Below are 13,745 nucleotides of genomic sequence, written 5' to 3'. Positions count from 1 at the left end.
GGGGTTTCTCCTGAACGCTCAGTGCGCGGGGCGGTAGTCGGGGGCCACACCGGCGGTGGCGAGCGCGGTGCGCAGGCCCTCGGTGCTGCCGTGGTCGGCGACCGCGGCGTTCAGGTGTTCGGCCATGTCGAAGTCGTGAGAGGAGGTGACGAACGTGGTCCGTCCCAGCCAGTCCAGCTCCCAGCGGGCGAGGCCCGCGTCGGAGAACGCCAGTGCCACCAACGCGGACAGCTCGGGCAGCACCTCGCCGCGGGCCATCTCGCGGCGGGCGCGTGCACCGGCGTCCCTGTTGCCGGGCACGTGAGTGCCGAGGCCGGCGAGGTGTCCCGCGTCCAGCGCGTCGAGCACGGTGGTCAGTGACGGCGGCTGGTTCATCGCCGCCGCGGACGCCTGCAGCAGCCGTTCGGTGCCGCGCACGACGCGGGCTCGGGCGCCGATGTGGCCGAGCGTGGCCCAGTCGACGCGTTCCTTCGAGGCGGCGTCGGACACGAGCGTGTTGAGCACTGCGGCGTCGAGCAGCGGCATCGGGTCGGTGAACAGTTCCAGAGCCGGGCGGTCGCCCCAGCCCGACCCGGGTTCGAGGGCCATGGCCTCGATCGCGGCGATGCGGTCCTTCAGCGGCGGGTGGGAGTCGTACGGGCCGCGGTCCGGGTCGTGCGGGTGCTGGCGGATCTCCTCCAGCTCCTCGTGGAGCTCGGGGGAGGTGCGCAGGCGGGCGAAGCCGTCGAAGAACGTCGCGGGGAGGTAGCCGAGTTCCCACGCGACGGTGAGGTGGCGGTTGGTGAAGAGGTCCCACGCGGCGTCGATCACCGGCAGTTCGCGCCAGGCGGACGCGGCGGCGGACGAGCCGGCCAGCGTGGCGGCGACGCGGTCGGCGGCGAACTCCTGCCGGCGGCTGATCGCCCGGGAGACACGGAGGTACAGCTTGGCGTAGCCGCGGAACAGCTTGGCGATCATGCGCTGGAACCAGTGCTCGGCGTTCATGTGGGAACCGGCGCGCAGCATGGCCTCACGGCCGGAGACCACGACGCCGGCGAATCGCGTGTCCTTGTTGGCGTAGTGCCCGAGTTCGTGGGCGAGCACGGCGATGAGTTGCTTCTCGGTCAAGGAGGTGAGCAGAGGTGCACCGATGAACATCCTGCGCCTGAGAACGCGCAGTCCCAGGAAGCGGGTGTCCTCGGCGACCGCGGCGTTCACCGCGGCGACGATCCGGATCTCGTCCGGCGGGCGGGTGCCGACGTCGGCGGCCAGGCGGCGGACGAGGTCCCAGAGCGCGGGCTGCTGCTCGGGCGTGACGAGGGTGCCCGGCACCTCGTCCCGCGGGCGGCGTTCCAGTGAGATCAGGCCCTTGACCAGCGCGTACACCGCCGGTACGACGAACAGCGCCAGCTTCACGCCGACGAACGGACGTTCGATCAGGGCGTACGTCTCCAGCGCGAGCAGGCCACCGATCAGACCGAAAGCGAGGACGTAGAAACCGACGAGCATCGCCACCGAAATGGCAGCACGCAACGAAACACGCATGAGTAGAGCGACCTTCCCCCAAAGCCCCCAGCGCCGCCCCCAGATGACGGCAGCACGAAGTGTGCACGAGAACCCGGTCCCAGCTCAATCCCGAAAGGCGGCCGGTCCGAACCTGTCTTGGAGTGTCAACCAGCCGATCAGCCAGTTCAGGTACCTCCGCGGGATGACATCCGCCCGCGCAGCTCCAGCCTTCAGGCGGAGGTGAGGTGACGCTCGGTGTCCCTACGGTCACTGACGCAACACCTCATCGAGCACTGGAGGTAAACCAGTGAGAGCAGGACAGCGAGGTGCCCGCAGGGGGATCACCGCTCTCGCGCTGTCGGCAGGTCTCGTCACCGCGGGAACGATCACGGTGACGGCGGCTGTCGCGCATGCGGAGGAGCAGGCATCGGGGCAGGGGGACCGGAGCGTCACGCTGATCACCGGTGACCGGGTGGAACTGGCCGGAAACCGCGTCGTGCGGGTCGTGCCGGGACCGGGGCGGGGCAGGCTGCCCGTGCGCACCTTCACGCGGGACGGGCACCAGCACGTGGTGCCCGCGGATGCGATCGCGTTGGTGGACAACGGAAAGCTCGACCCGCGGTTGTTCGACGTGACGTCGTTGGCCGAGTTCGGCTACGACGATTCGCGGCGCAGCACCGTTCCTGTGATCGTGCGGCCGGCGGCGGGCGCACGATCGGGCATCACGGCGTTGGCGGCGAAGGGCTCGGTCGACGGCCTGGTGACCGGCACCGTCGAGAAGTCGGGCACCGCCTGGGAGTCGCTGCGCGGTGGTGCGGTTCAGAAGGTGTGGCTCGACGGCATCCGCAAGGTGTCGCTCGACCGCAGCACCAAGCAGATCGGCGCGCCGCAGGCGTGGCAGGCAGGCGTCACGGGCAAGGGCGTGAAGGTCGCGGTGCTCGACACGGGCGTCGACGAGAAGCACCCGGATCTGCAGGGCAGGCAGGTCGCCGAGAAGAACTTCACCGACTCGCCGGACAACACCGACGAGGTCGGTCACGGCACGCACGTCGCATCCACCATCGCCGGCAAGGGCGAGCAGTACCGCGGTGTCGCGCCGGACGCCGAGATCCTCGACGGCAAGGTCTGCCAGCCGGGCGGCTGCAGCGAGTCGGCGATCCTCGGCGGCATGCGGTGGGCGGCCGAGCAGGGCGCGAGCGTCATCAACATGAGCCTGGGCGGCGGTGACACGCCGGAGATCGACCCGCTCGAGGAGGCCGTCAACCGGATCTCCCAGGAGACCGGCGCGCTGTTCGTGATCGCGGCGGGCAACTCGGGGCGGCCGGAGACGATCGGTTCGCCGGGTAGCGCCGAGTCCGCGCTGACCGTCGGGGCGGTGGACCGCAACGACGGCATCGCGCCGTTCTCCAGCCGTGGCCCGGCCGCGGACGGAGCGGTGAAGCCGGACGTGACCGCGCCCGGCGTCGGCATCGTGGCGGCCGAGGCCGGCACGCAGGGCCACGTCGCGATGGACGGCACCTCGATGGCGACGCCGCACGTCGCGGGCGTTGTCGCGTTGCTCAAGCAGCAGCACCCGGAGTGGACCGGCACACGGCTCAAGGCGACCGTCATGGCGTCGGCCAAGACGAATCCGTCGCTGACGGCGTTCGACCAGGGCGCGGGCCGCGTCGACGTGCCGAAGATGCTGGCGCAGCAGGTGGTCGCGGACCCGGCGAACATCAACTTCGGGCTGCGGCAGTGGCCGCACGAGGACGACCAGAAGATCGTTCGCGAGGTCACCTACCGCAACCCCGGCGAGGAACCCGTCACGCTCGACCTGAGCGCGGACGTCAAGGGACCGGACGGCAAGCCCTCGCCCGCCGGTCTGTTCACCGTGTCCCCGGCGAAGGTCACCGTTCCCGCCGGTGGCGAGGCGAAGGCCACGATCACCGCTGACACCAGGGTGAACGCGCCGGACGGCGCCTACAGCGGCGCGATCGTCGCGTCGAACGGCCTGCGCACGCTCGTCAGCGTCAACCGAGAGGTCGAAAGCTACGACACCGCCGTGTCGGTGCTCGGCGCCGACGGCAACCCGGCCGGCTCTCACAGCACGTACTTCGTCAACACCAAGACCGGCAAGTCCTATCCGGGGCTGACGAAGAACGCCCGCCTGCCCAAGGGCGAGTACCTCGTGGACAGCGGCATCATCACCCCGGACTTCAAGGTCGCGTTCCAGGTGCAGCCGAAGTTCCAGGTGACCGGCAAGGGTTCGATCACGATCGACGCGCGCAACGCCAAACCGGTCGCGCTCGAGACCCCGGACGCCGCGGCCAAGAGCATGATCGGCACGGTCGGCTACTCCATCCCGATCGCGGGGAGGACGGACGGTCACGGCTGGGCGTTCTTCGGCGGCTTGGCGGGCCAGGTGTCCACGGCTCAGATCGGACCGGACGTGCCAGGTTTCTCCACGACGATCGCCGAGCAGTTCCAGGGCACGGCACGCGACGAGAAGACCCCGGTCAGCTACCGCCTGATGTACACCGAGAAGGGAATGCCGACCGGCTACGAGCGCACCGCAAAGGCGAACGAGCTCGCCGAGGTGACGTCGAGCTTCCGCAACGCCGGCGCGGGCCGGCAGCACGGCATCGCCGTGCTGCCGAACCCGGTGGACGGCAGCGGCGGCTTCGGCTGGTTCACGCAGGTGCCGGAAGGCGGCCGCGCGGTCGACCACGTCTCGACCGCCACCGGCAAGTGGAGCTGGGTCTACGACCGAGTCGGCCCGGACAACAACTACGAGTACACGACCCAGACGCCCGAACGTTCCTTCAAGGGCGGCAAGAAGTACACGCAGACGTTCGGCGCCGCGGTCCTCGGCCCGTCCGTCCCGTCGGCACCCGGCTTCGGCCTCGCGAGGCTGGAAGACCAGATCGCCGTGAGGGTGCCGCTCTTCACCGACAGCAACGGCGGCGAAGGCAGGGTCAACGCCGGAACGGCGAAGACCTCGTTGTTCCACAACGGAACCAGGCTCGGAGAGTCGAACCGTCCCACCGCGGTCTTCGACGTCCCGGCCGCCGAAGGCACCTACCGGGCCGAGGTGGAACACAGCCGCGACGCGGAACTCTCGAAGAAGGTGAGCGGCGCCTGGACCTTCAAGGCCAAGCACACCGACGACATCACGCACCTCCCGCTCACGGTGGTCCGCTTCCTGCCGAAGCTCGACGATCAGGACACCGCGCACGGCAGGGTGCAACTGGTCCCCCTGAAGGTGGAGCAGGCCCAGAACACGCCGAAGGTCAAGCGCGTCACCGTCGAGGTGTCCTACGACGACGGCGCGACCTGGAAACAGGCACAGGTCGCCGGCGACAGGGTGGTCCTGCACCATCCGAAGGGAGCGAAGTCCGTTTCGCTGCGCGCCAAGACGACGGACGCGGCGGGCAACACCGGCGAGGTCACGATCATCAGCGCCTACAAGATCGCAAGCTGACCGGCGTGACCTGAAGGGCGGACCTGACGGTCAGAACTGACTGCCAGGTCCGGCCAGCACGGACGTGGGGCCGACGGGCTGGCGCTGACAGCCCGGCCGGTCGAACGTGACGGCCTGGCTGCCCGGCCGGAACTCACCGGCCAGAAACTGTCAGACCCGCTGACTAGCATCGGATTCGGGGGATCCACCTCAGCCCAACAGGAGCCAGGGCCCCCGAATCCGAGCGTACTCAGCGGGTCTGACATGTTCAGGGACGCCGGTACTGCGCAGCCGACCCCGCAGTCGCCGGATCCTCGAAACTCCCGGCCTTCCCCCGCTCGACGTGGAACGTGGTCAGCGTCGACACCGGCGACGAGGCGTCCCGCCGGTCCCCGATCACCTTCATGTGCGTGGTGAACCGCCGGGGCGTCACCTCGTACACGTCGTACCCGTACCTGTTGCCCTCGAAGTACTTCAGGTGCGGGTTCGCCGCTCCCATGACCGGTCCGTTCACCGCGTTCCACTCCGGCGAGTACGCGCCGGACGTGACGGAGTGCGCGGTGAACTCCGTGCCGATGACCGGCGAGGTGACGTCGTCGAAGTCCGGGCGGATGTCGTCCACGAACGCCGAGTGCCAGTCGCCGGTGAGCACGACGAGGTCCTTCATGCCCTCGGCGGCGACGTGGCCGAGCACCTCGCGGCGTTCTGCCAGGAAGCCGTCCCACTGGTCGGTGAAGTAGTAGCCGCCGCCGGGGCGGGCCAGTTGCGACAGCATGATCGAGTTGATCCACACCTGCCACGTCTCGCGGGCGCCGGAAATGCCGTCCAGCAGCCACTTCTTCTGCTCTGCGCCCAGGATCGTGCCGCCGGCGAGGTTCTGGGCGGACCGGTACTGCCGCAGGTCCAGCACCGTCAGGTCCAGCAACGAGCCCCACTGGCGACGGCGGTAGACCTGTGGTTCGAGAGCGCTCCCAGAGCGGATCGGCAGGTGCTCGTACCAGGCCTGGTAGGCGGCGGCGCGGCGCTTCACGAACGGCGCTGAGCCCTCGGTGCCGCTGTAGTCGTTCACCACTTCGTGGTCGTCCCACGTCAGGTAGAAGGGGTGGGCCGCGTGGGCGTCACGTAGCGACGGATCGCCCTTGTACAAGGCGTGGCGGCGTCGGTAGTCCGCAAGGGACAGCACGGCCGGGCCCTCGTGATCACGCACGTGCGCGCCGCCGACCTGGCCGTGCTCGTAGATGTAGTCGCCGAGGTGCACGACGAAATCCAGGTTCTCGGCGGCGATGCCGCGGTGTGCGGCGTAGAAGCCGTCGTGGAACGCCTGGCAGTTCGCCGTCGCGAACCTGACGCGGGACACGGGGCCGACAGGGGCCGTGCGCGTGCGGCCGACACGGGAACGCTTGCCCAAAGCGGAGAACTGGTAGTAGTAGGTGCGGCCGGGCCGGAGACCGTGGACGGGCACGTGGACGCTGTGCCCCAACAGGTTCGAAGCAGCGACACTTCCCCCTGCCACCCGCGAGCGCATCGTGCGGTCGGACGCGACGGACCACTCGACCTCGACGATCTCGGGCAGCGGCTGTTCGAACGCCAGGGGCTCGGGAGCCAGGCGCGTCCACAGGACCACGCTGTCCGGCAACGGGTCGCCGGAGCCGACGCCCAGCGTGAACGGCGCGGCATCCCACGACGCGCCCAGGTCGAGGGCGGCCGCGTGCGCCTCGGCGGGGGACAGGCCGGCTGACAGCGGCCACACGGTGCCGAGAGCGCCGGCGGCGGCCGCGGCGCGCAGGAGATCACGTCGGTTCAGCATCAGCGGCCTCCGACCGTGAACGAGATGTTGTCCGCGTAGCCGTCGTTCGACGTGCCACCACCGGAACGGGTCAGTTGCAGCGTCACGACGGCGGTGCGGCTGCCCGGTGGCACGGTGCCCCGCGCCGTCCGCTCGAACAGGCCGGTGCGGCTCGAGCGTTCCTCCGCCGTCACCGGGCCGAGCACCACCAGACCGCGCGGGGTGCCGCCGGCGTCGAGGAACTCCACCGACAGGCGGGCGCCGTCCTGCTGCGATGCGTAGCCGCCGAGCCACGCGGACACCTCGAACTGAGACGACCGGCGTGGCAACGTCACGCTCTGTCGCAGCGTGCTCAGTGGTGTGTCCCCGCCGCCGAAGAACGACGAGCCGCGCCGCGCCGGACCGGGATCACCCGGCCCCGGATACCCCTGGCCCGTGTCGTACCGCAGCACGACCGGGGCGCCCGCGACGACGAGCCAGCCGGTCAGGCCCTGCTCGGCGGCGCCGTTGACGATGAGTTCGGTCATGCGGCTGATCCGAGCAAGCGGGGCTGTCCCGGACGGATCGCGCGGCCGAACCAGGTGTGAACAGAAGGCCACAAGGGGCTGGAACGAGCCTCACGAAGGCCTCACCACTGCCCCAGGAGGATGATGGTGACAGAACAGACCGTATGAGAAGGCCGACTGGCTAGTCGCCGGGGCGCGCGGATCGTATCCTGGAAGGTGACGTCCCCAGGGTGGGTCGTCCGCCGGGTTCGGCGGAAACCGAAAACACCCGGCGCCCGCGACCGCTGTGCCGGAGGAGGAACGATGCCACTCTCCGAGCACGAGCAGCGACTGCTCGACCAGATCGAGCGCGCGCTCTACGCCGAGGACCCGAAGTTCGCATCTACCGTACGGGGCGCCAAGTTGCGGCGGCCGTCCAAGCGACGCCGCGTGCAGGGCATCGTGTTGTTCGTGGTCGGCGTGGCCGCGCTCATCACCGGAGTGATGCTTCCGCAACTCTCGATCGCCAGCATCCCCGTGGTGAGCGTCTTCGGCTTCCTCCTCATGTTCTTCGGTGCGCTCATCACCCTGACGACGTTGCGTCGTGGTGACCAGGTCGCCGAGGGAGCGCAGGAGGACGGCAAGCCCGCGCGCAGCCGCAGCTCGTTCTCCGAACGGATGGAAGAGCGCTTCCGCCGTCGCTTCGACGAAGAGCAGTAAGCAACAAGAGCTTCGAAGCGAAGGGCCCGCCCTCCAACGGGGAGCGGGCCCTTCGTCCGTCTCGGAACTACACCCCGGCGGGTTCGCGTTCAGCCGTGTCGGCCACCGGCGCGGGCGTCGGCTTGAGCACCGACTTCGGGAACAGCCTCGCCCTCAACGACAGCGGGGCGTTCAGCCGCAACGACTGCCGCACCGCGGCCACCGCACCGGGCAGCGACGGGTCGGCGGCCGGGTTCGGGCTGTACCAGGACCGCTCGATCGCCCCGATCACCGTCCGCAGGCCGTCCTTGCCCGCGTCGTCCAGGTTGTGCTCGCGCGCCAACCGGCGGGCGGCGATCCGGATCGTCTCGGCGACCGGCACGGGCGCACCCCGGTCGATCGACTCGGCCATGAGCTCACTCCAGGCGGCCGTGGCCGCGCTGGGACCGAGCGCCGTCACCGCGTGCAGGTGGTTGCGCCGTCGCACGGCACGCACCAGCAGCGGCGTGAGCACCACCCCGGCGACCACCAGCAACGCCGCGAGCCACCACGACAGCAACGCGGCCGCGAGCCCGACGCCCACCAGCCACAGCCCGGCGGCGGCCGGTATCAGCAGCTTGCGCGCCCACGACACGCCCATCAGCCCTGCGCTGAGCACGCCGAGCAACGCCAGCACCAGCAGGAGCGACAGCAGCGCGGCGAGCACCAGCACGATGCCCAAAGCCCACAGGTGCCACGTCGGCGGCCCCTGGGAGCTCGCCGCCGGCAGGCCCTGGTCGCCGTCCGTGCCGTCGGCCGAGGTGGAGGGCTGGGCCGACCCGGTCGTGGAGGCCGAGGTCGACTCGGTCTGCGTGTTCGCGGTCGGCACCTCCTCCTGACCCGGCGCGGTCTCGCGCAGGTACGGCGGCACGATCCCGCGGCCGTCGTTGACCGGGGTCGGGTCGAACGTCATCCAGCCGTAGTTCGGGAAGAAGATCTCGACCCACGCGTGCGCGTCCTCGGTGCTGATCACGCGGTAGGAGTTGTCCGCGGACATGACACCGGCGGTGAAGCCGATCGCCACCCGCGACGGCAGGCCCACCACACGGGCCATGATCGCCATCGCGGACGCGAACTGCTCGCAGTAGCCGACCTTGCCCCGCACCACGAAGTCGGTCAGCGCGTCCGTGGTGACGTCGCCGCCGGTCTTGAGGTCGTAGGTGAACCCGCTGGTGGGGCCGTTGAAGAAGCTCGTGAGCGCGGCCGCCTTGTCGAAGTCGTTGGTGGCGCCCGCGACCGCCTTCCTGGCGAGGTCCACGATCGGCTGCTCGACCCCGTCGAACTTGTAGTACTCCCGGTCGACCGCGTTCGCCTGGGTCGGTGCCAGCCGCAGCGCCTGCTTCGTCGGCGTCGACATCACCGTGTCGAGCTCGTAGGACTCCGGCTCGCGCTCCCGCTGGGTGTAGATCACGCCCTTCTTCGGGTCGAACTGGTAGTCGTCGTCCGGGGTGTCGATGCGGCGGACGGCGCCGTAGGTCGGCAGCCAGAAGCTCCGCCAGTCGCGCGGCTCGATGTTGATCCGGGTGGTCTTGCCCTCGCCGCGGTCGCCCGGCTGCGGTGGGAGCTCCCCCCGCGCGGGCTGGCCGCCCGGAGGACTGCCGCGTTCCCAGCCCTTGTTCGGCACGTACTGGGCGAGCGTCGACGCCCGCATGTACGTCGGATCGGTCATGCCGCGCACGTAGAACACCTCGGCGCTGCGGCCGCGGTTGAGCATGCCGCGCAACGACGTCATCTCGCTCAGCCCGATGCCGCCCTTGCCGCCGCCACCGCCGCCGCTGCCGGGCAGCCTGCCGACCGTGCCGACGAGCGTGAAGCCCGCACCGACGACCAGCGCGATCACCATCGCGATCGCCGCGACCGAGGTCGCGGACCCACCGGACCCGCTGGCCGATCCGGAACCGAGCCGGCCGCGCCACGCCTCGTGCCGGTGCTGGCCGTCGACCGCGAGCAACATCGCGAACGCCGCCGCACCCAGGATGAACGTCCAGAACGGCAGCATCTCGTCGGCCAGCGACGCGGGCACCGCGAACACGCACAGCAGCACCAGGCCGGACGCCGCGGGAGCCGCCGCGGCCACGGCCAGCGTGTCGACCAGGACCGCGACCAGGCCGATCGCGAGCACGACGAGCGCCTGGATCGCCGGTGACGCGTGCACCGGAGGCACCCCGGTCTGCACCTGCGCCACGGACTCCGCGAGCACGTCGCCGAGCTCGCCCAGCGCGTCGGGGCCGGGGATGAACAGGAAGATGCCCGACCGCGTGTGCAACGCCGTGAGCAGGCACAACAGCACGGCCACCTGGGCGATCGCGACCAGCGGCGGGGGCAGCCGGGTCGCCCGCAGGAACGCGCCGGTCACGGTGATCGCGACGATCACCACGCCGATGCGCACCAGCCACAGGTCGCCCTCGATCACGCCGGACAGCGCGGTGGACGCGCAGAGCACGGCCAGCGCGGCGATCCACGGCGTCGCCGAGGTGAACCACTCGGGCTCAGCGCCCTTCGAAGGAGCGGAACGGGATCCCATCAGCCCACCTCCGAGCGAAACGACGGGCCGCGGGTTCCGGCCGAGGCGCACAGCTCCTGCCACACCTGCTGCATCGACGCGGACGGCTTCGCGATCGCCACGCCCCAGCCCGCGCCGCCCAGCAACCGCCGGGCGTCCTCGGGTTCCGGGGCGGAGTTGTCGATACCGCCGGCCCACGCGTTCACGTCCAGCAACACGGCCAGGCTGCGGGTGCCGCGCGGCCGGTACCGGACCAGTTCCTCCGCCGACGACGGCGAGAGACCGCCGAGCACCGCGATGACCTCCTGGCCCGCGCCGGGGTCCACGCCGCCGTTGAGCTCACGGCGGTGCGAGCCCTGCAGTGCCGCGAGCGAGTCCAGCACCACGTGGTCGCTGTGCCCGCCGTCGGACGACCCGCCCGCGAGCACCCGCCCGTCCTCGGAGACCAGGCGCACCTGGTGGCCGAAGTGGTGCAGGTGCAGGCAGATGGACGCCGCGAACGAGATGGCCCACTCCAGCGACGCCGTCGGCCCGCTGCCGCGGTGCGCGTGCACCCGGTGGTCGAGCAGCACCGTGGTGCCACCGCGCCACGGGCGTTCCTCGACGCGCACCATCAGCTCGTCCCGCCGGGCCGTGGACCGCCAGTGGACTTTCCGCAGGTCGTCGCCCTGACGGTACGGTCGCACGACCGCGTCGTCCTCGCCCTGACCGGCCCGCAGCCGCACCGAGCCGTCGTCACCCGCGCCCATGCCGGAACCGCCGGGCAGACCCGCCAGCCGCACCACCCGCGGCACCACGACCAGCCGGGAACGGCCCGCGAGCTCGCGGTCGAACTCGGCGAGGCCGAACGGGTCGGTGATCCGCGCCATCAGCGGGCCGACCTGCTGGATGCCGCGCATCACCGGCTTGAGCGGGTAGCGCAGCGACGTCGGCGTGTTGCGGGGCAGCCGTTCCACCAGGAACCGCGGCCGCGCGCCCAGGGCGTACGGCACGGTGTCCTCCAGCATCAGCCCGCCCGTGGGCAGCCGGCCGGTGCTGCGCAGGTCGAGCTTCACCTCGGCCGCCGCCCCCACCGGCACCCGGCTCGGGGCGAGGTACCGGGCGGCGTGCAGCCCCACCCGAGCCCTCGTCGCGAGCCACGCGGCCAGCAGGGGCAGCGCGATCACGAAGGCGGCGACCCGCAGCAGGTCGCGTTCGTTCAGCACAGCGGCGCACACTCCGGCGGCGAACCCCGCGGCCAGCAAGCATCTTCCGCGTGTGGTCAGACCGGAGAGTGCGGTGCGCATCGTTAGCGTGGCGTCCCTGCGTTGTTGTTGTTCATGCTGCGGACGAACGCCGCGCTCGGGTCGAGTGCCGCGGTGGGCACCGGCACCCGCTGGAGCAGCGCCCTGATCAGGTCTGCGGGGGACCGGCGAGCGGCCTGCGCCTCGGCGGTCATCACCAGCCGGTGGGCCAGCACCGGGATCGAGATCGCGTGGATGTCGTCCGGCACCACGAAGTCACGGCCTGCCAGCGCGGCTTGCGCGCGTGCGGCGCGGACGAGGTGCAGCGTGGACCGTGGCGAGGCACCGAGCCGCAGCTCCGGCAGGCGCCTCGTCGCCGAGACCAGCTCGACGGCGTACCTGCGGACCTCGGGGGACAGGTGCACCCGGCGCACGGCCTCGACCAGCCGCAGGATCTGCGCGGCGTCCGAAACGGGCCGCAGGTCGTCGAGCGGGTTGTGGCCCGCGTGCTCGTCGACCATGGCGAGCTCGGCCTGCGGGTCCGGGTACCCGATCGACACGCGCGCGGTGAACCTGTCGCGCTGCGCCTCCGGAAGGGCGTAGGTGCCCTCCATCTCGATCGGGTTCTGCGTGGCGATCACCATGAACGGCGAACCGAGCGGGTACGTGTTCCCGTCGACCGTGACCTGGTGCTCCTCCATGCACTCCAGCAGCGCGGACTGCGTCTTGGGGGAGGCGCGGTTGATCTCGTCGCCGACGACGATGTTCGCGAAGATCGGGCCCGGCCTGAACTCGAAGTCGTTCTCCTGCCGGTTGTAGATGGACGAGCCGGTGATGTCGCTCGGCAGCAGGTCCGGCGTGAACTGGACCCGGCTCACCGTGCAGTCGATCGAGCGGGCGAGCGCTTTGGCCAGCGAGGTCTTGCCGACACCCGGCACGTCCTCGACCAGCAGGTGCCCTTCGGCGAGCAGCGTCACGAGGGCGAGGCGGACCACGTCGGGTTTGCCGACGAGCACGCGCTCGACGTTCGCGGCGATCCGCTGGACGGCGCCGTGCAACTCACCCAAAACCTGATCGACCGGCGCATGACTGTTCGCGCTTGGGCTTCCCGGCGTCACTAAACCTCCAGCAGCCGTGTCCGGAACACGGACGTGTGAGCGTTTCACGCAGTGTGTCAAACCACGGCTAAGTGCCCTACACCTGCGGGCTACATCGGGTTCGCGCCACCAGTTTCCACCTTCCCCCACCATCTCGCCGTCACGCGCTGTTTTCGGCGAATTTTCTAGGCCGTTCGAGTGCTTATTCGGGGCTGAACTCTCACCCGCGAAGGTGGTGACGCACCAGCTCCCCCACCGTCCCCCCACGCTGTCACACGGCGTCTACCTGGGCAAACAGGTCACGACATGCTGCGCGGACACCTGTTTCAACGTTGACTGTGGTGAAAAGTGGGGTACTGTGGCGGCCGGTGGGGCAGACGGGGGCTCCACTGCCGGTCGCGTCGTCCGGCAAGGGAGGTGGTTGCCGTGTTCCTGGGCACTCACTACCCGCGCCTCGACGACAAAGGCCGGCTGACACTGCCTGCGAAGTTCCGGGACGAACTGGCGGGAGGTCTCATGGTCACCAAGGGCCAGGACCACTGCCTGTACGTGTTCCCCCGGGCGGAGTTCGAGCAGATGGCGAAGAAGGTCGCCGAGGCGCCGTTCACCAACGACGCCGTACGCGCCTACCAGCGGTATCTGTTCGCAGGAACGGACGAGCAGCGTCCGGACGGTCAGGGCCGCGTCCTGATCGCACCGGAACTGCGGCGGTATGCCGGGCTGACCAAGGAGTGCGTGGTCGTCGGCGCGTTCACCAGGATGGAGATCTGGGACGCGGCGGCCTGGCAGACCTATCTCGACGAGCACGAGGACGGCTACGCCACCGCTCGCGAGGAGGTCATACCGGGCGTCTTCTGATGGCGGTCAGCCGAGCAACAGGCCGGATGTTCCACACGCGATTCGGGTGCCGTGAGGCCTCGGTCCGCTCGATCATCGGCCCTGGCGCACCTTCCCCGGCGCCAGGTTCGACGGGCGGGCGGGGACCT

General features: G+C 70.4%; 9 protein-coding genes. 3 read left to right on the top strand and 6 right to left on the bottom strand.

The annotated features are described in order from the left end of the window. Nucleotides 1–18 precede the first annotated feature (18 nt). Nucleotides 19–1,524 (bottom strand): M48 family metalloprotease, encoded by a 1,506-nt coding sequence (locus DFR72_RS21550; RefSeq protein ID WP_090073946.1) that lies wholly within the window; start codon nucleotides 1,522–1,524, stop codon nucleotides 19–21. Nucleotides 1,525–1,792: 268 nt separating this feature from the next. Here DFR72_RS21550 and DFR72_RS21545 point away from each other — a divergent pair, with 268 nt between their 5' ends. Further along, a complete protein-coding gene (locus tag DFR72_RS21545; RefSeq protein WP_245983271.1) occupies nucleotides 1,793–4,948 on the top strand; it encodes a S8 family serine peptidase in 3,156 nt (1,051 codons plus the stop codon). 247 nt (nucleotides 4,949–5,195) lie between these two features. Here DFR72_RS21545 and DFR72_RS21540 read toward each other — a convergent pair whose 3' ends face one another. Both DFR72_RS21540 and DFR72_RS45020 read right to left on the bottom strand, forming a co-directional pair. Next, the gene (locus tag DFR72_RS21540; RefSeq protein WP_245983268.1) at nucleotides 5,196–6,734 is read right to left on the bottom strand and encodes an alkaline phosphatase D family protein; all 1,539 of its coding nucleotides are present in this window, start codon (nucleotides 6,732–6,734) and stop codon (nucleotides 5,196–5,198) included. Next, complete coding sequence (locus DFR72_RS45020; protein WP_147290336.1) at nucleotides 6,734–7,240, bottom strand: phosphoesterase; 507 nt, start codon at nucleotides 7,238–7,240, stop codon at nucleotides 6,734–6,736. The genes DFR72_RS21540 and DFR72_RS45020 overlap by 1 nt, the downstream gene beginning before the upstream one ends. Nucleotides 7,241–7,522: 282 nt before the next feature. Here DFR72_RS45020 and DFR72_RS21535 point away from each other — a divergent pair, with 282 nt between their 5' ends. Beyond that, nucleotides 7,523–7,918: a DUF3040 domain-containing protein gene (locus DFR72_RS21535; protein ID WP_090073948.1), complete on the top strand. Its 396-nt coding sequence runs from the start codon at nucleotides 7,523–7,525 to the stop codon at nucleotides 7,916–7,918. A gap of 67 nt (nucleotides 7,919–7,985) precedes the next feature. Here DFR72_RS21535 and DFR72_RS21530 read toward each other — a convergent pair whose 3' ends face one another. Genes DFR72_RS21530 through DFR72_RS21520 form a run of 3 tightly spaced genes read right to left on the bottom strand, consistent with a single transcriptional unit; the run spans nucleotide 7,986 to nucleotide 12,912 of the window. After that, nucleotides 7,986–10,460 carry a transglutaminase TgpA family protein gene (locus tag DFR72_RS21530; RefSeq protein WP_090074008.1) on the bottom strand — a complete coding sequence of 825 codons (2,475 nt, stop codon included), beginning with the start codon at nucleotides 10,458–10,460 and terminating at the stop codon, nucleotides 7,986–7,988. Then, nucleotides 10,460–11,725, bottom strand: a complete 1,266-nt coding sequence (locus DFR72_RS21525; protein ID WP_090073950.1) for a DUF58 domain-containing protein — start codon at nucleotides 11,723–11,725, stop codon at nucleotides 10,460–10,462. Before DFR72_RS21525 ends, DFR72_RS21530 begins: the two co-directional genes overlap by 1 nt. Before the next feature lie 2 nt (nucleotides 11,726–11,727). Further along, entirely contained in the window at nucleotides 11,728–12,912 is a 1,185-nt protein-coding gene (locus tag DFR72_RS21520) for an AAA family ATPase (protein WP_425459906.1), read from the bottom strand. A 273-nt stretch (nucleotides 12,913–13,185) separates the two neighbouring features. Here DFR72_RS21520 and mraZ point away from each other — a divergent pair, with 273 nt between their 5' ends. After that, nucleotides 13,186–13,617 carry a division/cell wall cluster transcriptional repressor MraZ gene (mraZ, locus tag DFR72_RS21515; RefSeq protein ID WP_030479478.1) on the top strand — a complete coding sequence of 144 codons (432 nt, stop codon included), beginning with the start codon at nucleotides 13,186–13,188 and terminating at the stop codon, nucleotides 13,615–13,617. The last annotated feature ends 128 nt before the right edge of the window (nucleotides 13,618–13,745 follow it).

Source organism: Lentzea flaviverrucosa (assembly GCF_003350445.1).
GTDB lineage: Bacteria > Actinomycetota > Actinomycetes > Mycobacteriales > Pseudonocardiaceae > Lentzea > Lentzea californiensis.
The sequence above is the reverse complement of the archived record's forward strand: the minus strand, read 5'-3'. Positions and strand labels throughout refer to the sequence as shown.

What these genes read in the sequence shown, in the direction of transcription:
- DFR72_RS21525 (WP_090073950.1), bottom strand. Translation starts at nt 11,725, where the DNA reads ATGCGCACCGCACTCTCCGGTCTGACCACACGCGGAAGATGCTTGCTG.
- DFR72_RS21550 (WP_090073946.1), bottom strand. Translation starts at nt 1,524, where the DNA reads ATGCGTGTTTCGTTGCGTGCTGCCATTTCGGTGGCGATGCTCGTCGGT.
- DFR72_RS21535 (WP_090073948.1), top strand. Translation starts at nt 7,523, where the DNA reads ATGCCACTCTCCGAGCACGAGCAGCGACTGCTCGACCAGATCGAGCGC.
- DFR72_RS45020 (WP_147290336.1), bottom strand. Translation starts at nt 7,240, where the DNA reads ATGACCGAACTCATCGTCAACGGCGCCGCCGAGCAGGGCCTGACCGGC.
- DFR72_RS21520 (WP_425459906.1), bottom strand. Translation starts at nt 12,912, where the DNA reads ATGGTGGGGGAAGGTGGAAACTGGTGGCGCGAACCCGATGTAGCCCGC.
- DFR72_RS21530 (WP_090074008.1), bottom strand. Translation starts at nt 10,460, where the DNA reads ATGGGATCCCGTTCCGCTCCTTCGAAGGGCGCTGAGCCCGAGTGGTTC.
- DFR72_RS21540 (WP_245983268.1), bottom strand. Translation starts at nt 6,734, where the DNA reads ATGCTGAACCGACGTGATCTCCTGCGCGCCGCGGCCGCCGCCGGCGCT.